At 37.2% G+C, this 25,043-nt stretch carries 24 protein-coding genes; 13 read left to right on the top strand and 11 right to left on the bottom strand.

Annotation, left to right across the window (positions count from 1 at the left end; genetic code table 11):
- Positions 1–54: 54 nt before the first annotated feature.
- The 10 genes from OQX63_RS07640 to OQX63_RS07595 all read left to right on the top strand — a co-directional run bounded on the left by OQX63_RS07640 (position 55) and on the right by OQX63_RS07595 (position 8,940).
- Positions 55–762 carry an ATP-binding cassette domain-containing protein gene (locus OQX63_RS07640; RefSeq protein WP_265850305.1) on the top strand — a complete coding sequence of 236 codons (708 nt, stop codon included), beginning with the start codon at positions 55–57 and terminating at the stop codon, positions 760–762.
- Positions 763–766: 4 nt separating this feature from the next.
- Entirely contained in the window at positions 767–1,309 is a 543-nt protein-coding gene (locus OQX63_RS07635) for a hypothetical protein (protein ID WP_265850304.1), read from the top strand.
- A 227-nt stretch (positions 1,310–1,536) separates the two neighbouring features.
- On the top strand, positions 1,537–2,067 hold the full coding sequence (locus OQX63_RS07630) for a hypothetical protein (RefSeq protein ID WP_265850303.1): 531 nt from the start codon (positions 1,537–1,539) through the stop codon (positions 2,065–2,067).
- 189 nt (positions 2,068–2,256) lie between these two features.
- Positions 2,257–2,913 carry a porin family protein gene (locus OQX63_RS07625; RefSeq protein ID WP_265850302.1) on the top strand — a complete coding sequence of 219 codons (657 nt, stop codon included), beginning with the start codon at positions 2,257–2,259 and terminating at the stop codon, positions 2,911–2,913.
- Between the two features lie 175 nt (positions 2,914–3,088).
- Positions 3,089–3,814 (top strand): gliding motility-associated ABC transporter permease subunit GldF, encoded by a 726-nt coding sequence (gldF, locus tag OQX63_RS07620; protein ID WP_265850301.1) that lies wholly within the window; start codon positions 3,089–3,091, stop codon positions 3,812–3,814.
- 41 nt (positions 3,815–3,855) lie between these two features.
- Positions 3,856–5,499 carry a gliding motility-associated ABC transporter substrate-binding protein GldG gene (gene gldG / locus OQX63_RS07615; protein WP_265850300.1) on the top strand — a complete coding sequence of 548 codons (1,644 nt, stop codon included), beginning with the start codon at positions 3,856–3,858 and terminating at the stop codon, positions 5,497–5,499.
- Between the two features lie 33 nt (positions 5,500–5,532).
- Positions 5,533–6,657, top strand: a complete 1,125-nt coding sequence (gene dnaN / locus OQX63_RS07610) for a DNA polymerase III subunit beta (protein WP_086545224.1) — start codon at positions 5,533–5,535, stop codon at positions 6,655–6,657.
- Positions 6,658–6,750: 93 nt separating this feature from the next.
- Complete coding sequence (locus OQX63_RS07605; protein ID WP_265850299.1) at positions 6,751–7,428, top strand: DUF4397 domain-containing protein; 678 nt, start codon at positions 6,751–6,753, stop codon at positions 7,426–7,428.
- 58 nt (positions 7,429–7,486) lie between these two features.
- Complete coding sequence (locus OQX63_RS07600; protein ID WP_265850298.1) at positions 7,487–8,188, top strand: DUF4397 domain-containing protein; 702 nt, start codon at positions 7,487–7,489, stop codon at positions 8,186–8,188.
- A gap of 65 nt (positions 8,189–8,253) precedes the next feature.
- A complete protein-coding gene (locus OQX63_RS07595; RefSeq protein WP_265850297.1) occupies positions 8,254–8,940 on the top strand; it encodes a DedA family protein in 687 nt (228 codons plus the stop codon).
- On the opposite strand, the gene OQX63_RS07590 is transcribed toward OQX63_RS07595, so the two are convergent.
- The 3 genes from OQX63_RS07590 to OQX63_RS07580 form a co-directional block, all read right to left on the bottom strand.
- Positions 8,941–9,897 carry a zinc dependent phospholipase C family protein gene (locus OQX63_RS07590; protein WP_265850296.1) on the bottom strand — a complete coding sequence of 319 codons (957 nt, stop codon included), beginning with the start codon at positions 9,895–9,897 and terminating at the stop codon, positions 8,941–8,943. It abuts the gene before it with no gap.
- A 38-nt stretch (positions 9,898–9,935) separates the two neighbouring features.
- Entirely contained in the window at positions 9,936–11,057 is a 1,122-nt protein-coding gene (locus tag OQX63_RS07585) for a suppressor of fused domain protein (protein ID WP_265850295.1), read from the bottom strand.
- 487 nt (positions 11,058–11,544) lie between these two features.
- Entirely contained in the window at positions 11,545–11,904 is a 360-nt protein-coding gene (locus OQX63_RS07580; protein WP_265850294.1) for an endonuclease domain-containing protein, read from the bottom strand.
- A 329-nt stretch (positions 11,905–12,233) separates the two neighbouring features.
- Here OQX63_RS07580 and OQX63_RS07575 point away from each other — a divergent pair, with 329 nt between their 5' ends.
- Positions 12,234–12,677, top strand: a complete 444-nt coding sequence (locus OQX63_RS07575) for a DUF4395 domain-containing protein (RefSeq protein WP_265850293.1) — start codon at positions 12,234–12,236, stop codon at positions 12,675–12,677.
- Here the strand turns inward: OQX63_RS07575 and OQX63_RS07570 are convergent, their stop codons facing one another.
- The 3 genes from OQX63_RS07570 to dnaK form a co-directional block, all read right to left on the bottom strand.
- Positions 12,678–13,709, bottom strand: a complete 1,032-nt coding sequence (locus tag OQX63_RS07570) for an Atu2307/SP_0267 family LLM class monooxygenase (protein WP_265850292.1) — start codon at positions 13,707–13,709, stop codon at positions 12,678–12,680.
- Between the two features lie 67 nt (positions 13,710–13,776).
- Positions 13,777–14,211 (bottom strand): hypothetical protein, encoded by a 435-nt coding sequence (locus tag OQX63_RS07565; protein ID WP_265850291.1) that lies wholly within the window; start codon positions 14,209–14,211, stop codon positions 13,777–13,779.
- Positions 14,212–14,598: 387 nt separating this feature from the next.
- Positions 14,599–16,455, bottom strand: coding sequence for a molecular chaperone DnaK (gene dnaK / locus OQX63_RS07560; RefSeq protein ID WP_265850290.1), 1,857 nt, complete (start codon positions 16,453–16,455; stop codon positions 14,599–14,601).
- 297 nt (positions 16,456–16,752) lie between these two features.
- On the opposite strand from dnaK, the gene OQX63_RS07555 reads away from it, so the two are divergent.
- Complete coding sequence (locus tag OQX63_RS07555; RefSeq protein ID WP_265850289.1) at positions 16,753–19,488, top strand: TonB-dependent receptor; 2,736 nt, start codon at positions 16,753–16,755, stop codon at positions 19,486–19,488.
- A 124-nt stretch (positions 19,489–19,612) separates the two neighbouring features.
- Here OQX63_RS07555 and OQX63_RS07550 read toward each other — a convergent pair whose 3' ends face one another.
- Positions 19,613–20,842 carry a glycosyltransferase gene (locus tag OQX63_RS07550; RefSeq protein ID WP_265850288.1) on the bottom strand — a complete coding sequence of 410 codons (1,230 nt, stop codon included), beginning with the start codon at positions 20,840–20,842 and terminating at the stop codon, positions 19,613–19,615.
- Between the two features lie 93 nt (positions 20,843–20,935).
- Here OQX63_RS07550 and OQX63_RS07545 point away from each other — a divergent pair, with 93 nt between their 5' ends.
- Positions 20,936–21,517 carry a tRNA-(ms[2]io[6]A)-hydroxylase gene (locus tag OQX63_RS07545; RefSeq protein WP_265850287.1) on the top strand — a complete coding sequence of 194 codons (582 nt, stop codon included), beginning with the start codon at positions 20,936–20,938 and terminating at the stop codon, positions 21,515–21,517.
- 80 nt (positions 21,518–21,597) lie between these two features.
- On the opposite strand, the gene OQX63_RS07540 is transcribed toward OQX63_RS07545, so the two are convergent.
- From OQX63_RS07540 to OQX63_RS07525, 4 genes are read right to left on the bottom strand one after another with little or no spacing between them, the layout of a single operon-like run.
- Complete coding sequence (locus OQX63_RS07540) at positions 21,598–22,686, bottom strand: DUF3810 domain-containing protein (protein WP_265850286.1); 1,089 nt, start codon at positions 22,684–22,686, stop codon at positions 21,598–21,600.
- A gap of 44 nt (positions 22,687–22,730) precedes the next feature.
- On the bottom strand, positions 22,731–23,117 hold the full coding sequence (locus OQX63_RS07535) for a type II toxin-antitoxin system VapC family toxin (RefSeq protein WP_265850285.1): 387 nt from the start codon (positions 23,115–23,117) through the stop codon (positions 22,731–22,733).
- 2 nt (positions 23,118–23,119) lie between these two features.
- Positions 23,120–23,377 carry a hypothetical protein gene (locus tag OQX63_RS07530; protein ID WP_265850284.1) on the bottom strand — a complete coding sequence of 86 codons (258 nt, stop codon included), beginning with the start codon at positions 23,375–23,377 and terminating at the stop codon, positions 23,120–23,122.
- 33 nt (positions 23,378–23,410) lie between these two features.
- Entirely contained in the window at positions 23,411–24,745 is a 1,335-nt protein-coding gene (locus OQX63_RS07525) for a dihydroorotase (protein ID WP_265850283.1), read from the bottom strand.
- Positions 24,746–25,043: the final 298 nt, after the last annotated feature.

Raw genomic sequence — 25,043 nt, 5'->3', positions numbered from 1 at the left:
TGGTAGTTTTAAAGTCTGTGTTTATATGTGCAAATCTGTGATAAAAAATACAAAATGAGTATTTCAGTTAAAAATCTTTCTAAACATTACGATAAGCAAAAAGCGGTTGATTCCATCAGTTTTGAAGTCAACCCAGGGCGCATTCTGGGTTTTTTAGGCCCAAATGGAGCTGGTAAATCGACAACTATGCGGATGCTTACCGGTTATCTGGCACCTACATCGGGTGAAGCTGAAATTTATGGTAAAAGTATTCTTAGCAATGCCATTGAAGCGAAAAAGCATATTGGTTACCTGCCCGAAAACACGCCATTATATGCTGATATGTATGTGAAGGAATTTTTAAGTTTTGTTGGTCAAACCTATAAAATTATCAATTTACCTGCACGGATTGATGAAGTTATCAAAATGGTAGGCTTAACCCCAGAGCAACATAAAAAAATTGGTATGTTATCTAAAGGCTATCGGCAAAGGGTGGGCCTGGCCCAGGCGATCATCCATAATCCAGTGGTTTTAATTTTAGATGAGCCTACTTCCGGCCTCGATCCAAACCAGCTGGTTGACATTAGGCAGCTCATCAAAACATTAGGTGCAGCTAAAACGGTTGTTATTTCTACCCATATTATGCAGGAGGTTGAAGCCATTTGTGACGACATCATTATTATTAATAAAGGTAAAATTGTGGCAAACGATTCGCTGGAGGGACTAAAAAAAGTGTACCAGCAGCAATCTTTAGAAGATATTTTCAGAAAACTAACCGCTTAAATTCATGCGTAGCATAAAGATCAAAATTATACTTATAGTCTTTTTATTTTTGAGCCCGGTACTTTTAAAAGCTCAAAATAGCGCTAGCATTGGTGTTGCGGCAGAAATTGGTTTACCATCAGGCAATTTCACTAACCTGTCGGGAATTGGCTTGGGCGCTTCAGTAAAAGCTGATCTTCCTGTTGCGGAAAATTTAGCAATCACTTTGAACGCGGGTTTTATGAATTTTTTTGGCAAGAGAAACCAATTGTTTAATGTAAAGGATTTAACCTATATTCCTGTAAAAGCCGGATTAAAATACCAGTTAAGCGAGAGCTTTTATGCTGAAGGTCAATTGGGAACTGCTCTACCCTTAAATAAAGGCCAAAAAACCTTATTTGCTTGGTCACCAGGTGTCGGAAACCAGTTTAAATTATCTGGTGGGAACAAACTCGATCTGGGAATCAGATACGAAGGCTGGACGGGTAAAAATGATGTTGCTATCCTTAATAAAACCAACACCAAAGGATTTGTTGGAGTGAGGTTTGCTTACGTGTTTGGGCTGTGAAACAAATATTGTGTCTAATTGTTTGATCTATTTTCATCAAAAAGCTACAATTTTTAATTTCAAATAACTTAATACAACGTTTAAGAATAAAATATTTTTAATATAATATTCAGTTAATCAACTATTTATAGTAATTGTTGTCTTTTTTTTATCTTGTTTGTAACGTTTTTGGCATCATGCTTGTCTAAAAACACAAAATAATTAACGAACAATAATTTAAAAAAACAATGAAAAAAGTATTACTATCTTTATTAATGGTTGCAGGCTTAGGCTTTGCAGCTTCAGCTCAAACAGAAGGAGCGGTTCAAAAACTAAGCATCGGTGCTGAGTTTGGTTTACCGACAGAAAAAAATTCAAATACCTTAATCGTAGGTGGTTCATTACAGTACGAACATCCGGTAGCCAAATCTTTAAGTCTAACTGGTTCAGCCGGTTATTTATCATTAATGGCTACGGGAGATGCCAAAGATTTACTGAAAGCTCTTGGGCAAAAAACCAGTTATGGCGTTGTTCCATTAAAAGCCGGTGCCAAATATTATTTTGGTGGTAATTTTTATGGTGCTGGTGAACTAGGTGCAGCAATTAGCACTGAAACAGGTGGTAGCACTTTATTTGCTGTTGCACCAACTTTAGGTGCGTCATTTTCTGTTGCCGATAAATCTAGTTTAGATTTCGGTTTACGTTACGAAAACTGGTCAGGTAATGGCGGTTCCACTGGTTTTATCGGTCTTCGCGCTGCATTTGCATTCGGTTTATAATATAATATTAAACCATAATTCATTCAAAAGCCTTCAAGAAATTGGGGGCTTTTTTGTTTACATAAATTTATTCCTTCAAATATTTTAACTATCAAATTAGTTTATCTATCATTGCGGCGCTTGTTTGTAAATCAGGCGCGTAAACGGAAAATTAAAAACAATTCTAACCAACAATCTCAAAAAAATCAGATGAAAAAATTAGTATTATCTTTATTAACAGTTGCAGCGCTGAGTACTGCAGCTTTAGCTCAAAGTAGTAAGCCGGTTAAATTTGGATTAAAAGCAGGCGTTGCTTTTCCAAATATGACTTTCTCAGCAGGTAATGCATCATTTAGTTATGGCACAAAAACCTCTTATTACGTAGGTGGAACGGTAGAATTTGAATTATCTGATCTGGTTTCTATTCAACCTGGATTAACCTTTATTGATAAAGGAACAAAAATTAACAGCAGTGGCTTTGGTTTTGATAACGATGATTTTTTTGCTGATGTTGATGCCACTCTAAATTTCAAATACCTTGAATTACCAGTTAATGCACTTGTAAATTTTAAAATGGCCAATGCAGGTAAATTATTTGTAGGCGCAGGTCCTTACTTTGCTTATGCCTTAAGTGCCAATGCTAAAATGGGCTCAGAAAAAGAGAAAATCGAATTCAAAGATTCGGGTCTTAACCGTAGCGATTACGGGTTAAATTTTTTAGCTGGCTTTCAGTTAAATAATGGCTTAAATATTCATGCTGGCTATGGCTTGGGCTTAGGCAATCTGGCAAACAATGAAGAAGCACAAGATTTTGATCCTTCAATCAAAAACAAAGTGTTTACAGTTGGATTGGGCTTTTCTTTTTAACGAATCTAAAATAAACCTAAGCCTCTGATGAAAATCGGGGGCTTTTTTGTATACTGCTTTTAACAATCAGCCCATTAACTTTAAAACTATCAAACACCAGCCATCTTCAATTTTACTGTTAACTGGGTAAAGCCAACGAAAAAATAATTCTTAACTTCGGCATTTAAATTTAACTATGTACGCAGTTTTTAAACGCGAGTTATTCAGTTTCTTAAGTTCGATGGTAGCTTATATTACCATTGGCATTTTTCTATTGGTTTCTGGCCTGTTACTTTGGTTTTTTCCTGATACATCGATACTTGATTATGGTTATGCCGAACTCGATGGCTTTTTTAGTTTAGTGCCCTATCTTTTTATGTTTCTTATTCCAGCCGTTACGATGCGTTCTTTTGCCGAAGAAAGGAGAGAGGGGACCTTCGAACTTTTAATTACCCGGCCCATCCAGATCTGGCAGATTATTGTTGCAAAATATTTAGCAAGCCTGGTTTTGGTGTTATTTGCTTTGATCCCAACCTTAGTTTATTATTACAGCATCTCAAAATTGGGTTTTCCTGAAGGAAATATCGATTCAGGAGCAGTTATTGGCTCTTATATCGGTTTATTTTTGTTAGGGGCTGCCTTTACATCCATTGGTATCTTCTCCTCTGCATTAACTAAAAATCAGGTTATTGCCTTTGTCGTTAGTGCGGCCCTGTGTGCATTTGCTTTTTTAGGTTTCGATTACAGCAGTCAGATTGCTGTATTTCAAAGCATTGAAAATATCATCCGTAATTTAGGTATTAATCAACATTACACTTCCATAAGCCGTGGTGTGTTGGACACCAGAGATTTGATTTACTTTATTTCCTTTTCAGTATTTTTTTTATTGCTCACCAAATTAATAATAGGAGGGAAACGATAATGAAGCTGAAGCACAAATGGATTAATTTTATCATCTTCATAATGGCACTGGTTATTATAAATATTTTAGGCCGGTACGTTTTTTATCGTTTTGATTTTACGGCCGATAAACGTTTCACGCTGAGCGAGAAAACAAAAGCTTTGCTGCAGCAAAATGAAAAACCGGTAATGATTACTGTATTTTTAGCTGGAGAGTTGCCGCCTGCATTTAAGCGTCTGCAGGCTGCTGTGTCTGATATTTTATCAGATTATAAAGCTTATGCTAAAACGGAAGTTAAGGTGGTTTTTGTCGATCCTTTGGCAGGGCTTAACCAGGCCGACCAGGATACGGTGATCAATAATTTATACGAAAGAGGAATAGAAGCAACCAATTTAAGCGTTAAAACAGAAAGTGGGTTAACGCAGAAACTTGTATTTCCGATGGCCATGATGGAAAGCGAAGGAAAGGAATTTCCCATTAAACTTTTTCAGAATTTAGATACCCGCGGAAATTACGAAGACAATATCAACCGCGCGATTGAGAATCTGGAGTATATTTTTACCTCAGGGTTAAAAAAGGTAATTTCAGGGGACAACCCCCGGATTGGCTTTTCGGAATCAAATGGCGAACTTTCTGATCTGCAACTGGCTGATGCCATCCACACCCTATCAAACAGTTATTTGGTTGGCCGTATTGATTTAAATAGCATTGATAAAGCAGGGCTTGATAAATTAAAAATGCTCATCATAGCCAAGCCCAAAAAACCTTTTACAGAAGCTGAGAAATACAAAATCAACTATTTTGTGATGAATGGTGGTAGGGTACTCTGGAGTATCGATCAGGTAAATGCAGAATTGGATAGTTTGCGTGGAAAAAGTGGACAAATGGCCATTAATAGCAATCTGAACCTGGATGATATGCTTTTTATGTATGGTGCAAGGGTTAATTATAATATCATTGCCGATCCGGCAAACAATGCCGAGATTCCGGTTTCAACAGGAGTTGTAGGCGGACAAAACCAAATGCAGTTGGTTCCCTGGATTTATTACCCGATTTTATTGCCTGATACAGCCGAGAGTGTGGTGAAAAAACTGGATGGTGTAAAATCTGAATTTCCAAGTACAGTAGACACGATTGGAGTTAAAAATGTAAAGAAATCTTATATTTTAAGTACGTCTCCTTATAACAAAGTATATAATGTGCCAAAATTGTTCAGTTTACAAATGGTAAGCGAACAGTTGGATCCACGTTCTTTTCAAAGTAAACCGCAATATGTGGGTTTGATGTTGGAAGGTAAGTTTCCATCGGTTTTTGCGGGGCGTCCCTTACCGTCTACCATTACGCAGCCTTATACTTTAGAAGACATCAGCAAACCGGCTAAAATGATCGTGATAGGAGATGGTGATATTTTTAAAAACCAGGTATCTGAGCAAAACGGAACGCCATTTCCACTAGGTTTCGACCGTTATTCGCAGCGTACTTTTGGCAACAAAGCCTTATTGCTTAATATTGTTGATTATTTTACGGATAACGATAATTTAATTGCGCTGCGCAATAAAGAAGTAAAAATTAGATTGCTGGATAAAGCCAAAATTAAGCTCGAAAAAACAAAGTGGCAATTTATAAATGTTGTAGCGCCCTTGCTATTGTTAATATTCTTTGCGATTTTTCAACATTATTACCGCAAATACAAGTACGCTAAATAATTTTTATATTTTTGAAGAAGACTAAATAATATCATGAGATTTATTGTATCCACATCAACGCTGTTAAAACACTTACAAACTGTAAATGGTGCATCAAGCAGCAGTACGGTTTTGCCTATATTAGAAAATTTTCTCTTCGAAATTAAAGATGGAAACTTAACTATCTCTGCTACCGATCTGCAAACCAGCATGACAACTGCTTTGGCTGTAGAATCAAAGGAAGAAGGTAAAGTGGCTGTTCCATCCAAAATTTTATTAGATACGCTTAAAACATTACCAGACCAACCAATTGCATTTAATATTGATGATAGTACTTTTGCGATTGAGATTAGCGCCGGTGATGGTAAATATAAATTAAGTGGTGAAAATGGTGATGATTTTCCAAAGATTCCAGTAGTAGAAAATGCTTCTTCAGTAAATTTGCCAGCATCAGTTTTAACCGAAGCCATTACGAAAACTATTTTCGCGGTAAGTAATGATGAGTTACGCCCGGCGATGACAGGTGTATTCTGTCAGTTATCGCCTCAGCACATCACCTTTGTAGCTACCGATGCACATAAATTGGTGAGATATCGCCGTATGGATAGCAAAGCAGATAAAGCAACCTCATTCATTCTTCCCAAAAAAGCCTTAACACTTTTAAAAGCTGCTTTACCTTCAACAGATATTAATGTATCAGTAGATTATAATGCAACTAGTGCTTTCTTTAAGTTCGAAAATATCAACTTAGTGTGTCGTTTAATAGACGAGCGCTATCCAGATTATGAGGCCGTAATTCCAACCAATAATCCGAACAAGTTAATTATTGATAGGAGTTTGTTTTTAAATACCCTTCGCAGGGTTGTAATTTTTGCCAATAAAACAACGCACCAGGTAAGGTTGAAAATTAGCGGAAGTGAATTGAATATCTCATCTGAGGATTTGGATTTCGCTAACGAGGCCCATGAGCGTTTAAGTTGCCAATATGATGGTGAAGACCTTGAAATAGGCTTCAATGCACGTTTTTTAATCGAAATGTTAAGTAATTTAAGTGGCGATGAAGTTACTTTAGAACTTTCCACACCGAATAGGGCCGGGCTTTTAATTCCGCAAACCAATGATGAAAACGAAGATGTTTTGATGTTGGTGATGCCTGTAATGCTGAACAATAGTTATTAATAAAAAACTAATTTGTTAGTTTTTATGTGAAAATGGCTTGGTTTTTGATCAAGCTATTTTTGTTTTTAACCAACTATTAATCAGCACAGGCAAATGAAACTCTATAACTACCGCTCTAAATTATTTTTTTTGCTGATTACCTTATTTAGTATAGGTTTTTCATCTTGTAAAAAGAATAATCCAGATGAGGTAGTAAAAGGGCAGGCCAGGTTAAAAATCGTTAATGCTTCGCCAGCTGATGTGAATCAGGATGTTTATCTGGATGATGAAAAACTAACCACTTCGGCTTTAGCTTTTGGCGAAACGAGCGAATATGTGAAAATTCCTTCAGGCAATAGAAATGTTTCTTATACCAGCGCTAATAATAGAAGTATAGATACTTCGCTAAACTTTACACCATCTATTACCTATACAGCCTTTTTGGTTACCAATAAAAAAGGCGAACTGGAAATTGTTAATTACGAAGATAATCTAAGCAATACAGAATCAACCAAGGCAAAGATTAAATTGATTAATCTTACGCCCACTTTTTCTACTGGTATAAATGTTATGGTGCAGGGAGGTACGCAATTTGTTAATGGCTTAGCCTTTAAAGATGCATCAAATTATTTTACAGTTGATCCTGACGTAAACTTAAGGTATTCTGTAGTAGGTTCTGGTAGTATCAAAACCATCGATGCCAAAAGCTTAGAGGGGGGTAAAATTTATACCATTTGGTTTAGTGGTACTACCGCTGCAACTTTAACTGCGCATATCATTACCGATAATTAATTTCTCAGTTTAATGCGCTTTCTGCTATCTTTACGTTTTATTAGCATTCGTAATTTATATGAAAAATACAGTATTGTTTTCCAAAATATTCTTTCTTTTTGCATGTGCTATTTTAATCAGCTCATGCATCAAAAACAATAATTTCATTAAAGGCGATGCCAAAATCCGCTTTTTTCAGGTGGCTTCTACAGATACAACCCAAAATTTTTATTTAAATGGAATACAGATCGGTGCTTCGGTAGCTTATAATACCAATACAAGTTATGTGGTTATACCTGGCGACTCTGTTATTAACATCACTAGCAAAAATATTGGCACTGGTATAGACGTTGCTTCTTTGACTGGTCAGAAATTTGACATCGGTAAAAATTATTCTGTTTTTTATCTAAAAGAAGGAATTGATAAGTCCGCTAAGTTAAAGGTATATCAAGACGATGTAAAACCAGATCTGGATTCTGCTAAGCTAACTTTTTTGAACCTGGGTTATACACTTGGATCTAAAGTTGTGATTACAGATAGTACAAATACAGCTAAACCAACAGAATCTTTACTGGGTTATGGAGAGATCAAAACTTTTAAAGTTAAGGTTAATACAAGCACGAAATATGCGTTTAAATTGTCTACCCCCACAGCAACAAACCCGCCACCTGTAGTAACGCGCTTAGATTCAGTGACGATTAATAAGGGAAGAGTTTATCTCATATTATTTGATGGTGATAAAAAAGGTGAGCTTAAAAATAGGATCATCCCTGCAAACTAATTATTTATAAAATTTAAAGCATATAATTCTTTTACTATGCTTACTTTTGCCCAAAATCAGATAAATTGGAATTACTACAGCAGCTTTTAGATTTTATTCTTCATATAGATGTTCATTTAGCCCAAATTGTTAACGAATATCGTACCTGGACCTATCTTATTTTATTCCTGATCATTTTTGCCGAAACAGGTTTTGTGGTAACACCTTTCCTTCCTGGCGATTCGTTACTTTTTGCAATGGGTGCTTTAATTGCAGGCGAACATGAAACAGGCTTGAATGTTTGGATTATGCTCCTGATATTAATTGTAGCAGCGATTTTGGGAAATACTGTTAATTATAAATTAGGAAGTGTTTTGGGCGCTGGGGTATTTAAAGAGAAAAACAAAATCTTAAAACTCAAATATTATCATCAATCTCACGAGTTTTTCGAAAAACATGGCGGTAAAGCCATCATGCTGAGCCGATTTTTACCGATTTTCAGAACAATAGCCCCTTTTGTTGCCGGTATTGCTAAAATGCCTTTCGGCCGTTTTACCTACTATAATATTATTGGTGGGGTAGCATGGATTTTTGCCTTATTAATTGGTGGTTACCTGTTAGGCCAGATTCCTGCAATTAAAAATAATTTCGAACTCGTCATCCTTTTTATTGCCGTTGTAACGTTTGTTCCTGCCGTTTGGGCTGCCATTAGAAGCCGCCTACAACCTAAAAAGGTGGAGAAAATTATTGAAGGAGAGGATCCTAACGCGTAACTAAAGCTCCCTGCCGAGAAGTATGCCTTTTTGGTATTTCTTCTCGATCTCTTTTGCTTCTTTTTGTTCGTCTGGCAATATTTCGGTTTTAACCAGGTTTTTAAGCACAGGTTGTCCGGCATCCACCCAGGCTGAATACCAGAACGAGCCAGTGGTTAATATGGCAGCACGCATTTGTTTTTCGACCATATTGTTCATCTTATCGTGATAGGCTTTTGCATATTCCCGAGCGTATTGTTTAAGTACGGTATTGTTCCGTTCTGAGAAACTATATTTTTCGCTGGAAGGAAATGATGCATTTAACTGCGCTTCAAAGCTTAGAACAGTATCAACCAAACTATGGGTATGTTTAAGTACTTTCCAGATTTCTTGCAATGGGTTTTCAATATAATGAGCCTGGCCTACAACAAAATTGTATTGAGTTGAAAACAATTCGGGCAAACGGCTTTCCCAAAAGGCATGGATACCAACCTGATTGGTGAGCTGTCCGTTGTGATTGGCAGTAGTGTGCAAAGGAACATGCGCATCGCCGATGTAATGACCCAGATCTGCAGAATATTTTAGGATTTTTACCGAATCACGCATTTTAAAGGCTTTCACTAAACCATAATAGCTACGCTGTATTTGCCAGGGGACGATACCATCAGTATTCAGCTTTTTAAGGCCATATTTTGCAAGGGCATCGTCCCATTTTTCAGGAATGCTATCGATACTTTGCTCATAGTTCTCCACATCGAGGTAATGCCTTGGCGCTTCAAGAGTATCCGCATATCTGCGTTTATCTGCATCCACGGCATGTTCGGTAATGTATTTGATATTCCTTTTATAGAAACCAATCATGTTTGCAGGCAAAGTGAAGACAGCAAGGTTGTTTATCCTTTGATGTGCAAAGAAACCCCAAGAGGTACAAAGAAATATAGGGATGATTAACGCAGCTAAAATCGTTAATCTTTTCATATACCCTAAGATAAAAAATATTTATTATTTGTCCGATTTTAACTTAAGATAATTTCATCACGGTGAATATTAAAAATTTCTGATCCGATTTTGTTTAACTTTTCACTAAAAAGCTCAAATCCATGATCTATAATATAATTCCTTTCCTTTTCAGTAATGGGTACCATCCATAATATATTCACCTGGCTATCACGATAGTTTTCAAGCTTTATATCAGGTAAGTTATTCGAGTGTTTCACCAGTACTACCGATGTCATTTTGGTGTATTCAAGAATATTAAAAGTAATGGTGTGCCCGTTCCCAAGCCAGGAAACTCTTTTCCACGGAATACCTGCCTGCCCACTAATCCAGCTGCCAATAAGCTTAAGTTCCGTCTTAGACAAGCCTTTATTTAAAATTATGCCTAATTCTATTCTGTTTACCTCATTTGGGTCTTCGCTATACATTTCAGCCACAGGCATAGGTAGTAATGATAGTCCAACGGTCACAAATACATCCTTAATCTCCCCTTCCTTCAGAAATAAGCCTCTGGGCGGCCATTCGTTTCCATCTATCGCAAAATATTGATCACTTTTACCTAAATTATCTTCATATTGTTGAAGCAACTGAGGTTGAATCATTTGAAATGGATTAATTTCCTGATCCCATAATTTCCAGTATTCTTTTGCTTTTCCAACCCTTTTTAACAAGATATTAGAAGAGTTAAGTTCCCAGCAATATTCTCCTTCTCCAACACAGTCTCTGGCATAGCCTGAGAAACCATTCATGCCAGCCCATGATGGGATGATGGCAATAACTTCTCCGTTTTCTATTAAAGCAGCGCCATCACCTTCCTCAAACCAGACAATTTCTAAATCATCTGCCTGTAGCGGTATCTGTCCTTTGGGAAACCTGCAGTATGCTTTTGTTAACATTGGCGGGATTCCTTCTTCCATTTGTTTTAAATCTGCATTTACAGGAGCTTCATCCAGGTTTCTGATCCAACAGGCTTTAACCCCGAAATCAGAATCTTCATCACCCCATAAATAAAAATAAGCAACTTGATTATCCTGTTCCACAATAGCGGTAATCGGACAAGCTGGACTTCTCAATTCTAGGACTACTTCTGGTGTTTCCCTTTTAGGAGCATCTGAACCAAATAACTTTTTTAATAAACCCATCTTTTTTATAAATCTTAAATTTTTAACATTTTTAATGAGAACCAGCCTAATAATGCAATAATCAAGGCCATTAGTGCCCAAAGCCAGGTTTTGTTTTCGAATAATGGTTTTTCTGTTTTAATCGAATAAACCGGGTTTTCCGCTTCGGTGCCGATAGTTACACTGGTTAAAGTCCTTATCTTTTAGTTAATAAATATAAGAATGTATTTTTATAAGCGTGGCTAAAATCTGATGAATGAGTCACAGGAGCACTTTTTACCACCACTTTCCTCTCCTAAAATAGGAGTGGAGTAAAAATTGCGGAGGCATAATCAGTTCCTGATACGAGGCTTGTGGTTTGATTCTCTTTGGTTAAACATTTTTATAAGATGAAATAGCGGTACTATTTATTCTAGAATTGTGTTTCAGCTTTTGGTATACATCTTTTGCTGCATATAATTTGAAAGAAGAGTTAGCTCCCTCCTTATCAAGGCGAGGCTGGGGGTGGTTATTTGTTTTTAAAGTGGTTTCTAATAGATTCACATACCAATTCTTCAGATTCAAAAACTTCAAGATTATCAAATCTGATTACCGTAATCCCTTTGCTGTTTAAAAAATCAGTTCGTACTTTATCATACATTTCTGCTGAATAATCATCGTGACTACTTCCATCAACTTCAATAGCTAATTTTTCAGATGGGCAGTAAAAATCTAAGATATAATTTCCAACGCTATGCTGTCGTCTGAATTTTTTGCCATCAAGTTTTGAGTTTTGGAGATACATCCACATGGTAGCCTCAGCTGGTGTGAGGTTGTTCCTCAGCGCCTTTTTTTTATCTTTCAGATATTTAAGGTTATGGATTGCCATGATTCAATATAACTATTTTTAAGTTAACTTCAGTTTACCACCCCCTTACCCCTCCTAAAACAGGAGGGGAGTTGGAACCGCTGAGGCAAATAAGTTCTTAATATTAATGGGTACGGTTTAAGCCCTTCGGCTAAATATTTTATATCTAAGATAGCGCTACTTATTTACTAAACAGGATAAAAAGGTTTAATTGTTGATCTAATCTTTTGATACAAATAATTTACTAGATGGATTAGCTCCCCTCCTTGTCGAGGAGGGGCTGGGGGTGGTTATTTGTTAGATTGCAGACAAATTAAATTAATTCCCTAATTTTACTGGAAATATATCCAATGGAATTATCTTGCCCAATATCAGCAGAAAGAATAAATGAAAATGTAGTTAGGGTTATTGCATTTATGGTTGCAATGATTGCCACTGCTTGTGTGGTGTTTTCTAATTATTGGGCAATTGTCTTTTTATTAATTGATTTTGCTTTAAGGGCATTTACAAAAGGCAAATTTAGTGTCCTGAAATTTATGGCCATTAAAATAGCTGACGGACTCTCGCTCACGCCAAAAATGAAAGATCTGGCGCCAAAAAAGTTCGCGGCAACCATGGGCTTTGGGCTCTGCCTTTTGATTACCGCTGTATCCCTATTCGAATTTTACAAGGCAGCAATGATTTTAACCTTGTTAATGATCATTTTTGCCCTTTTGGAGAGCATATTTGCCATTTGCGTGGGCTGTTATGTCTATTCTTTTTTACAGATTTTCGTAAAAAAGAATGACGCTTAGTTATTTTTTTAAAGCTTTGCGTACTTGAGGTGCAATCTTGCTTCCAAATAACTCTATAGATTTCATCATTGCGGCATGAGACGGTCCACCAACATCCATATGAGCAGAAAAACGGGTTAAACCAAAAGTTTCTTCCATGGCCAAAATTTTATCTACGGATTCGTTTACATCGCCAATAATTAATGCTCCGCTACTGCTTCTGCCGCCATCAAACTGATTGCGTTGGTAAGGTGCCCATCCACGCGATCGGCCAATGCGGTTCATCTGCGCCGAATAAAGGGGATAATAATAGTCGGCAACTTCTTTGCTGTTTTCGCCAAATAAGGAATGCATGTGAACACCTACTTCGAACCTATTCATATCATGGCCATAGGCTTGGTAAACCTTTTTATAATAATCAAACAATGGTTTAAATTGTATAGGCTGACCTCCAATAATGGCAAACATTACGGGTAATCCTAATCTGCCGGCACGTTCTACTGATTCTGGTGTTCCACCAACGGCTACCCAAATTTTTAAATTATTGTTTACTGCTCTGGGCAAAACCTCCTGGTTATTCAATTCTGGCCTGAATTTACCTTTCCAGCTAATTTTGGGTTCTTTATTTATTTTAAGAAGTAATTCCAGCTTTTCTTCATAAAGTTCATCATAATCCTGTAGGTTATAGCCGAACAGGGGAAAAGATTCGATAAAACTTCCACGACCAGCCATTAATTCAGCTCGTCCATTAGAAATTAAATCTATGGTTGCAAAGTTTTGATATAATTTAACCGGATCAGATGAACTTAAAACCGAAACGGCACTGCTTAATTTAATGTTTTTGGTTACCGTGGCTGCAGCGGCCAGTATAATTTCAGGACTAGATACGGCGTAATCAGGGCGATGATGTTCGCCAATACCGTAGAAATCTAAACCAACTTCGTCCATTAGTTTTATTTCTGCTATGATTTCCTGAAGTCTTTGTTGTGCGGGTTGAATTTCTCCTTTTGCATTGATTTGCAAATCGCCAAACATTCCGATGCCTAATTCCATATTGCTAAATATTTTCACCAAAGTTAATGGATAAGGATGAAGTGCTTTTTGATGTATGATAAGAAATTTAAGAATCGGGGAGTTTACCCAGTGTTTTTAGAATTTCTATAAGTTCTTGGTTAGGGTAATCGAAATTTGTGGATTCGATCTTAAATTTTCTGCCATTGGCTAAAATGATCGTGATATAAGAATATCTTCTGCGGCCAAACGATTCATCAGATGCCTTCACAAGGCTAACTTCACTCCATTTAAACGATCCCAGATTTAATAAGGTGATTTCATTTTCGTCCGCAATAATGGCGTATTCATCCTGCCTGGCGATCAGGTTTTTAAAGTAGAAGATAAAGAATACGGTTAATACGGACATCGAAATTATGGCTGATTGAACATAACTCAGATCAAAGATAAATATTGGTGCCACAAAGAACAATGGGAACATGCAGAAGATATAAATCATGATTAATATGTTGCCATTATCTTTAACTTTTATTGATTTAGTCATATCCGGAATAATATCATTGTGGGTTCAGAGAATTCAATCCACTATAAACGCCATCAATTACCTTGCTCATTTTAAAGCTAATTAAGATTTAAAATTGTGATGAATGACCGAAGATAAGATTAACAATTTAGTTTGTAACCGCTTCAGCCAGAGTTTTTTATGCTTATGCATGTTAACTATAGTCAGGAATATAGAAACTGGTAAGCATTGTATTGCTTTCAAATAAGTTCGGAACGAGGATCTTAAGCAGATTTGAGCCATGTAAGGAAAATAAGATCATATCAGCTTATAGGTGAAAAGATTCTGAAACGAGTTCAGAATGACGTATTGGTAGTGAAACTACCAACTTAAAACTACCAATTAAAAACTGATAGCTGCCAACTGAAACTACTCTATCTTCTTGCCTTTCATCGCGGTAGAAATAGCAGCATCCATTACACGCTCGGCAAAAGGACGTGTAAATTCGTTCAGTTCATCTGCTTTTTTAAGGATCGTATCTTTATCCTGACTGGCCAAAGCTGTTTTAAGCGCTTCTATATGTGTTTTAGTTTCTGCTATTTCTGCATCAGTCAAATGCTCAGCATGTTTTTCGATGAAGCGCTCGGCGGTGTATTGCAATTGCTCACCCTCGCTTCTGGCTTCGATCAGCATTCTTTGTTTTACATCACTCTGTGCGTGCTCAATGCTGTCTAAAAGCATTTTCTCAACGGTATCGTCACTTAAGCCATAACTAGGCGTAATTTCGATCTCCTGTTTAACACCAGAACGCAATTCTATCGCCTGAACGGTTAAAATTCCATCGGCATTGAGTAAAAAGTTGATGTCAACCTTTGGTAAACCAGCAGGCATTGCAGGGATTCCTTTTAAATCGAATTCGGCAAGTTTCCTGTTTTCCTTAACTAAATCACGCTCACCCTGGTAAACAGATATTTTCATATTTACCTGGCCATCAACTGAAGTGGTGTACTGCCGTCCGGCTTTGGTTGGCACTTTGCTATTGCGGGCAATAATTACATCCATTAAACCACCCATGGTTTCGATACCTAAAGAAAGCGGGGTTACATCCAACAATAAAATATCGGAGCGGTTTCCGGCCAATACATCAGCCTGGATGGCTGCACCTAAAGCCACTACTTCGTCAGGATTAATATTGTCTTGTGGTTTTTTACCAAAGAAATTCTCTACAGCCTGCTTTACATATGGTGTACGGGTAGACCCCCCCACTAAAATTACCTCATCTATATCATTGGCAGATAAATCTGCATCTTTTAATGCGTTTTTACAGGCAGTAATGGTTTCCTCCACTTTTGCAGCAATTAATTGCTCAAAAGTTTGCTTATCAAGTGTGCACCAGATTTCGCCAATTTTTTCATTGTATAAATTTTGGCTCGATAATGCTTTTTTTGCTGCCTCAGCTTGTAGCCTTAGCGTTTGCATCAATATATTATTTTGGGCCAGGGCAGGTACGTCAAGTTTGTTCTGCGCAATCCAATATTCTAAAATTGCACGGTCAAAATCATCACCGCCTAAGTAGGTATTTCCATTGGTAGCCAACACTTCAAAAATCCCATTTTGAATCTGTAGGATAGAAACATCAAAGGTACCTCCACCTAAATCGTAAACGGCAATGGTTTTCTGTTGCGAAGGATCTAAACCAATTCCATAAGCCAAACTGGCGGCAGTAGGTTCGTTAACAATACGCATCACATCTAAACCTGCAAGCTTTCCGGCATCGCGGGTGGCTTGGCGCTGACTATCATTAAAATAAGCTGGGACGGTAATTACGGCCCTGTTAACTGGTGTTTTTAAGGCATGTTCGGCCCTGGCTTTTAGCTCTTTTAATATTTCTGCAGATAATTCGATCGGCGTGTAAAAACGGTTTCCAGCCTGGATTTTTACCAATGCATCGGTATCATCATCAATAATTTTATAAGAAAAAACAGCAGCATGATCGGCTACATCTTTATACGAACGACCTAATAATCTTTTAACTGAAAATATGGTGTTCGATGGGTCGGTGGTTAAAAACTCTTTAGCCTCATTACCTACAACGGCTTCGTTCTGGCCGTTGAAATAAACTACGGATGGTACCAATACGCCCTTGCCCGAATCGTTAATTACTTGTGGGTTTTTATCCGGATTGATAAACGCCACCAAACTATTGGTGGTACCTAAATCTATTCCTACGATAATTTCTTCCTTTTGAAACGAACCTGTAGCAAGGTTAATTGATATTTTTGCCATAGCGCAAAAATATGCTTTTTAAATAAAGGTTCTGTCATTCATTTGTTAGCAAGAAAATATAAACCTTTAGAAATCATAATTGAAAAAAGAATATCTCTCATTATTAGTAAGAAGATTTGATGTGCTAATATGGTGTGATTTTGTTGTTAAATGCTTAATTTTTTCTTAAATCTATAATTTATGTCTATTTAATAATATATTTTTCTGGATTTTGAGGCATGTTTTAACTTTTGTTCGGTTTTGGGTGTAAAATATCTTCATAATATTTATATTGCTTATATATTTATCTAAATACTTATGAAAAAACATCTATTTTATGTATTAATCGGGCTATTTTTGCTCCCGATAACCTCTTTTGCGCAAAATATTGTTAGGGGTAAAGTTGCAACATTAAAAGGAGAAGGAATTATTGCCGCTTCTGTTAAACAAAAAGGTACAGACAAGGGTACTGTTACCGATCAGAATGGAGATTTCCAGATTTCAGTTTCTGATAAAGCAACACTAATTGTCAGTGCCATTGGATATGAGACCCGGGAAATAGTAACAACTTCCGGACCTTTAACCATAATTTTATCGGAAAGTGAACAAAATTTGGGCGATTTTGTGGTGGTCGGAACCCGTGGTAAAGGCCGTTCTTCTATTCTTACCCCTGTTCCCGTTGATGTGATCAAGATCAACCAGGCGAATATGCCTACTGCCAAAATGGATTTAACTTCAATTTTAAATGCTGCTTCACCGTCTTTTAATTTTAATAAACAAAGTGGATCAGATGGTGCAGATCAAATTGATTTGGCTACGCTCAGGGGCTTGGGACCAGATCAGACTTTGGTTTTAGTTAATGGTAAACGACGTCATCAAACAGCTTTTGTGGCCGTATTCGGAACCAGGGGGCGGGGGAATTCGGGAACAGACTTAAATGCAATTCCAGAATCTTCAATAGATCGTGTAGAGATTTTGCGCGATGGTGCATCGGCTCAATACGGATCGGATGCAATTGCAGGGGTGATTAATTTAATATTGAAAAAGGATGTCGGCGTTTTAAATGTTAATGCTGGTTATTCAGGTTATTATGATCCAAGAAACAATACCTATTATGGTAAAGAATTGGGACAGTACCGCCACGGTGGGGCTATTGACGGGAACGCATTTTCTTTGGGTACAAATTATGGTGTTGCCTTAGGTAAACATGATGGTTTTATTAATTTCTCTGGAAACTTCTTTGCTAATGGTAAAACATTCAGGCAGAATCTAAACACAGATTTAAGTTCGAAAGATGGTTTGCCCATTAATACGGTGAGGAGATCTACCGGCGATGGATCGGTAACCTCTGGCGGTTTAATGTATAATATGGAACTGCCGATTGCCAATACCAAAACAGTGATTTATTCATTTGGTGGAGGTAATATAAAAGCTTCGGATGCGTATGCTTATACCAGAAATTTATCAGAACGGCCTGAGCGATTTCCTGATGGAGTGGCAGGGAATCCGATTTTACAAACCACCGCAGATGGGGAAACCTATTATGATCCGATCATCCAGACTAAAATCCAGGATTTATCTTTTGCAGCAGGCGTAAAAGGTATTTGGGGTAAAGATTGGAACTGGGATTTAAGCAATACACTTGGTCGTAATAATTTTCATTTTTATGGCGACCAAACATTTAACGCTTCTCTCGGTGCCGGTAAAACCCATTTTGATGATGGCGGTTTTTCATTTTTGCAAAATACAGTCAACTTTAATTTGAGTAAGGCCATTCCAACTGTTGCATCGGGATTGAATTTGGCTTTCGGCCTTGAACATAGATATGAAAACTATAAAATTTATGCTGGAGAAAAAGATTCTTATTCAAATTATAATCCAAATAAAGCTACAGGGGCTCAAGGTTTTCCGGGGTATCAGCCAGGCGATGAGGTTAACGCGGGCCGATCTAATGTAGCGGCTTATGTTGATGCAGAATTGGATGCTACAGATAAGTGGCTTATAGGTGTTGCTGTCAGGGCAGAAAATTACAATGATTTTGGCTTTACCAGCAATTACAAATTTGCAACACGCTATAAATTAACAAACAATTTTAATATACGTGGATCGATAAGTACGGGTTTTCGTGCGCCATCGCTACAACAGATTAATTTCAGCAATACGTTTACAAACGTACAGGGAGGCAATGTTTTCGAAGTTAAAATCGCGCCGAACTATAGTCCGATTACAAAAGCAGCCGGAATTCCAGACCTGAAACAGGAAAAATCTGTTAATGCCAGTTTAGGTTTTTCGTGGAAACCAGTTTCTGAAATTACGGTAACCTTAGATGGTTATCGCATTAATATTAAAGATAGGGTAGTATTATCTGGTCAGTTTGATGAAAGTATTCCCGCTTTAAAACCAATTTTGAATCAACTAAATGTTGCGCAGGCACAATTTTTTGCAAATGCAGTTAACACCACGAATTATGGATTGGATTTAGTTGTAGATTACACCAAGCGGTTTGATAACAAAAGCATTAAAGTTTTATTTACAGGAAATTTAAATCATTTAAATATTGATAAAATTAATATTCCAAATGCTTTAAATGGCTCTTATGAAAATCAGCAGGCATTTTTTAGTGACAGAGAGCAAGCGTATATCAAGGCATCTGCTCCTCCGGTAAAACTGGGTCTGAATTTAGATTATGGGTTTGGCAATTGGATGGTTGGAACGCGTTTTCTATATTATGGTAAAATTTCGATTTTAGGTTATGGTTATGCAAACACTTACCCACCACTAGTTGAGCTGGATAATGATCCAGGCAACACGGTTTTGGAACAATTTAATTACTCAGGTAAAATGGTTACCGACATTTACGGCTCTTATAAAATCTCGAAAAAAGTGACGGTGTTTTTTGGTGCAGATAATGTTTTTAATATTCACCCTGATTATGGCTATGTACCAGGTGCAAAGCTTTCTGCCTATGATGGTGAAACAGGTGGTGCATGGGATGCGGTTCAAATGGGTTTTAATGGACGAAGATTGTTCACTAAACTTGCTTTTAATTTCTAAAATATCTTACAAAAGAGGTTTGATTTATTCAATACCTCTTTTGTGTTTTTATTGGCTAAATCTTCGGATCCTGGATTCCAGAATAAAACGCTCAATTCTAAGACTTCTGACTGAATACTAAAGATTACTTTCTATTCTTCTCTTCAATCCAAAGGCTCATGTACTTTGTGCTCTGAGCAGTATGGTGATTTAAAATCTGTCCGAAAAAGTTATTCTGACGATGTTTAATTAAGCCAGACAACAATTCTTTTACCTTTTGCATAAAAGGATCAGCAAAAACAGCGGCGGCATAACGCTCGTTGATGATTTGAACGCCACGTTGCTGTGCCGCCTGCCATTCGGTTTCATGCTGGTATAGTTGAGCAGCCTGCTCGGCAAAAGCATTTAAATCATCTTCAATAATGCCATTCCATTCCAGATTGCCTTTCATGGCTTCGGCACCAATAGTTGTCGTTACAGATGGCGTACCAGTTAACATCGCATCAATTAATTTGCCTTTAACACCTGCGCCAAACTGGATTGGAGCAAGTAAAATTTTATGCTTGGTAATGGTTTCCTGTGCGTTTGCGGCTCTACCTTTAATGAAAAACCGTTCTGCTTTATTTTCGAGCTGCAATACCTTTTGCGAGGGATAGGCTCCATAAATATTCAAGCTGGCTTCTGGCAGTTTTTTGCGGAGCAAAGGCCACACTTTGGTTTTTAGGGTTTGTACAGTATGCCAGTTGGGCTCGTGCAGAAAATTACCAATGAAAACGAAATCGGCCCTTTCTGCAAAAGGAATCCATTTTTGAATGGTATCTGCAGTAATTTTCTGCTCTAAAAAGGGCAGGTAATACAGTAAATTAGGCTCGATTTTGAATTGCCCTTCCAGCAGCTTTACTTCTGCTTCGGAAATAATCAAAGACAGATCGCAACGAAGGATTGCTGCAATTTCGCGCTTGGCGGTATCAGAAAACAGATTTAGTTCCTCCTGCTTTTTAGTGCTTTGCTGGCGGGCCTGCCTTAAAAAATGTAAATCTTCTGTATCTAGAATTCTTAATGCATTTGGGCATTCCTGTTGAACCCGCCAACCATATTGTTCTTCGATCATAAAACGATCAAACAAAACGATATCAGGGTTTAACGTTTTTAAAAGAACATTGAAACTTTCGTCGTTTAACTTAATCTCTTGCTCAAAAACGGATTTATGGTTAAAATCATAACTAAAATCGCTTTTAGATGCTGCCGAAGTAAAAGTGACCTGATAACCTTTAGCCAGAAATAAATCAACTAATTGGACCATTCTTGTGCCTGCTGCCGACGATGTGGGTTCGGGCCAGACTAATCCAATAATTAATAATTTCTTTGGGCTCATGATTTAATTTTCTGCAAAATAAGTGGTTTTTAGCTCACAATTTTAAAACCGTGCCGATTATTTCTAATTTTGCAGCTCAATTACAGGCATCAGATGTTAGGATTAAAATTATTGACAGACCCGCGTTGGGCGAATATTGCGGAATCGAATTTAGAAGAAATTTTATCTGACCATGCCTGGTGCGAACAAAAAGCAGCCAGTAATGCCATTACCTTAATTACGCAAAATTCTGAACACCAGGATCTTGTTGATGAGTTAACGGCAATTGCCATTGAAGAAATGCAGCATTTCCAGATGGTGATTGACATTATTAAAGCGCGTGGCTATACTTTAAGCCGGGAACGTAAAGATGATTATGTAGGGCGGCTGGTAAAATTCAGCAAAAAAGATGGCAGCCGTAACCAGGCTTTTATCGACAGGCTTTTGTTTGCCGCAATGATTGAAGCCCGAAGTTGCGAACGTTTCCGTGTACTATCTTTAAATATCCAAGACAAAGAACTGGCCAAATTTTATCATGAATTAATGGTTTCTGAAGCCGGACACTATACTACGTTTTTAAATTTTGCCCGTAAATACAGTACTGATGTAGACGTAGATAAACGCTGGAAAGAATGGCTGGATTTTGAAGGAGAATTGATTCAAAGTTTTGGCACGAAAGAAGCGATACACGGTTAGATCAGTTTTCAGTTGGCAATTTTCAGTTGATATGCTCAAGAGGATTGACTATTAAATAAACTTCAAAAAAGGAATGCCTTTTAGCTCTTGGTGGCCGGACCTTCGGACCGCTGACTTTCGGATTTATAGATGTTCCACAGCCAGATGACGATATCCTGATAACTATCGATTCCTTTTTTCTGGTTGTTGAGTTTTAAGAAACGATCGAAAGCGGCATCCATGTAACCAAACATATCGCCATTGTATTTTCGCCAGAATTCTTTTTCCGTTTTAAAATCAGCTAAAACCTGTGGTAAAAGCTTGTTGTACAATAATTTATAGTCATCAGGTGATTTCATTCTGATCTCAAATAAGATATACCTGAGCATTTCGTAATTGGCCGAATACTGATAATTTAAATCAGGGCTATTGCTTGCTGTAAGGTAGCCTAGAAGATTAGCTTCATCCTCATAGGCAATACCTAATTGGTGCCCAATTTCATGGCAGCTAACGTAAGGCTTCACAAAGTCTGGCAAGTTCATGTTCATATTGGCTTCGCCAGAAAGTGGGGCATAATAACCCTCTATCCCAATTTTACTGATTATCCATGAATTTAAAACGGCCTTTAAACAAGGATTATCATATCTGAATGCCTTGTTTCTTTTAGCCATGAGTGAATACGCAGCTGCAGATTTAGATTTTAGCTCATTAATGGTGTAAGCAGGCACTTTAACTTGCTTCAATTTTAAGCCGTTGGTTTTATCAACGAAATAATTGCCCAGCACGACGAGTTCTTTAACGTTATACTTTTCGTTGCCAATTCCCAATTCCTCACTTATACTTGGTCGGCTGTAGTTTAAACCCCAAACTATTTTGAAAACGATATAGAGTATTAAAAAGAAGTTTAAAATCTGTAAGGGAACAAAAATTCTATCCTGCTTTTTTAGTGATTTACGCCTTTTGTAAAATCTAACGATTTTATAAAGTATAAAGCCAATCAATAAGGCATAAATGATGTCTCCGATAGCAAAAGGAAATAGAGCAGATATAAATCTTAAGGCTGAAGAGATGTAAGGATAAAAGCCTGTTGAATAATATTTTTGGACAAGGACAGGAAAGAAGCCGAAAACATAAATCAGTGTCGCTAGACCTAGAGGTATAGTTAATTTAACAATTACAGGTTTAGTCATTGCTTACTGAAATAGCCTGGTGAGATAAGTAGATAAAGACTTTTCTAGTTGGTATTATCACGATTAGTCAATTTTAGATTTTCAATATGTTCAAAATGCTTTTCGTTAAGCGTATCGAAATATAAATCGTGAGCAATAGCAGTTGCCGCAATGAATAGGTCAGCTTTATCAATACTTTTACGGTGTCTTTTAAGTTTGTTTTGAATTTCTACAGCCACCATAGCTGCTTCGCTATCGAATGGAAATATAATAAAGTTTGACAGCATGGCTTTCCAGAAATTTTCCTGTTCCCCTTTTGCACCTGTATAAATTTCAAATTCAGTTATGCTGGAGATACACAAGATTATGGAGTCCTGAGATAAAACATATAATCTAGTTTTTGATTTATCCTTTTTTCTGAAATAATCAATCAAAATGGATGTATCAACCATTATTATTTGGTCCGCCATTCATTTAATGATTTTCTTGTTTTTTTGATTTTTTGAATTTGCGCATCAGAAAAGACAGGGCCATTTAAAAGTATATCTGAAAATTTTTTGCCATATTTTGGAGTAGGCTCTTCAACTTTATTCTCAAAAACGATATTTTTATTTTTAGCTCTTTTTTTTAATTGAGTAACCAAGTCAAATACCTCCATCTTCAGGTTTGAAGGAAGGGCTAAAATTTCTGAAAATAACTGTGCATCTGTCATTGCAAATTGTTAATCTAAACAAATATAACAAATCTATCTCGCAAATGTTAAACGTTTTCCGATCTGATCGGTCGTGAATTTGCCATTTTGGTAAGCCAAATTGCCTGATACAAAGGTGTGTGTAATACTTGCCCGGAAAGTATCTCCATCAAAAGGGCTCCAGCCACATTTATAGAAATTGTTAAGCTTTGTTACTTTCCAGGAATCTTTTAAGTCTACCAAAACCAGATCAGCCCAATACCCCTCGCGGATGAAACCACGTTTTTCGATATCAAAACAGATCGCAAGGTTATGTGCCGTTTTTTCGACAATTTTCTCTAAAGAAATTTTTCCTTGTAAATGCATTTCTAATAATGCAGGTAATGCATGCTGAACTAATGGCCCGCCTGATGGGGCTTGTGAATAGGGCTGCTGCTTTTCTGCCAATGTATGTGGGGCGTGATCTGTTGCAATCACATCAATATAATCTTCCAGAACACCCTTTAATACGCCTTTTTGATCATCTTCGGTTTTTACTGCTGGGTTCCATTTGATGAAATTTCCTTTTGAAGCGTAATCTTTATCATTAAACCAAAGATGGTGTATGCAAGCCTCGGCCGTAATTTTTTTATCCTTTAAGGGCGTAATATTATCAAATAAGGCTATTTCTTTTGCCGTAGAAATATGCAGGATATGTAAACGAGTTTGATAAGTTTTTGCCAGTTCGACCGCTAATGAAGAAGATTTATAACAAGCCTCTGCACTACGGATCAAAGGATGCATCTCAATGGTTAAGTCATCACCATATTTTGCCTTAAATTTGGCTAAATTCTCGCGTATGGTTGCTTCATCTTCGCAATGTGTAGCCACTAATATTGGCGCTTTGCTGAAGATGTTTTCTAAAGTTTTTTCATTATCAACCAGCATATTTCCAGTTGATGAACCCATAAAAACCTTTATGCCGCAAACGTTTTTAGGATCGGTTTTTAAAACTTCTTCGATATTATCATTGCTTGCACCCATGTAAAATGAATAATTTGCTAATGAAGTTTGGGCAGCAATTTCATATTTATCAGCCAATAAATCCTGTGTTAAGGTGTTAGGTACGGTATTGGGCATTTCCATAAAAGAGGTAATGCCTCCTGCTACAGCGGCCATACTTTCGGTAAAAATATCAGCCTTGTGGGTTAAGCCCGGTTCGCGGAAATGGACCTGATCGTCAATCATCCCTGGTAAAAGGTATTGCCCTTCAGCATTAATTTCCTGTACATCAGGTGCTGATAGATTTTGACCGATTTTAGTGATCAATCCATCTTTTATCAATACATCAGCAACAATTTTTTGTCCTTCGTTTACAATTGTCGCGGCTTTTATCAGGTAAGAATTCATGGTTTCAAAGGTAAAAATAGATTTGAGAAGTTAGATATGAGATTTGAGAATTTCAGTGGTCTATTTCGGCGGATGAAAGGTACAGAACTGAATTTAACGTACTGTTTTAGGTTAAATAAACCTGATAGCAGTGGGCACGTAGTGTAACGGAGTAAAACGGATAGCAGGGCTGCTGCGATCGAAAAACTATTGAAATTGCTTTACTCCTGATGTTGAAAAAAAGGAGTTTGGATTCCACATCGGACTGAAAGCTTCTGCCTTATACCTTCAAACCCTCAACCTTAATCACTATCTTTGT

Origin of the sequence: Pedobacter sp. PF22-3 (assembly GCF_026239555.1) — a bacterium.
GTDB lineage: Bacteria > Bacteroidota > Bacteroidia > Sphingobacteriales > Sphingobacteriaceae > Pedobacter.
This window is presented reverse-complemented; position numbering and strand designations above follow the sequence as displayed.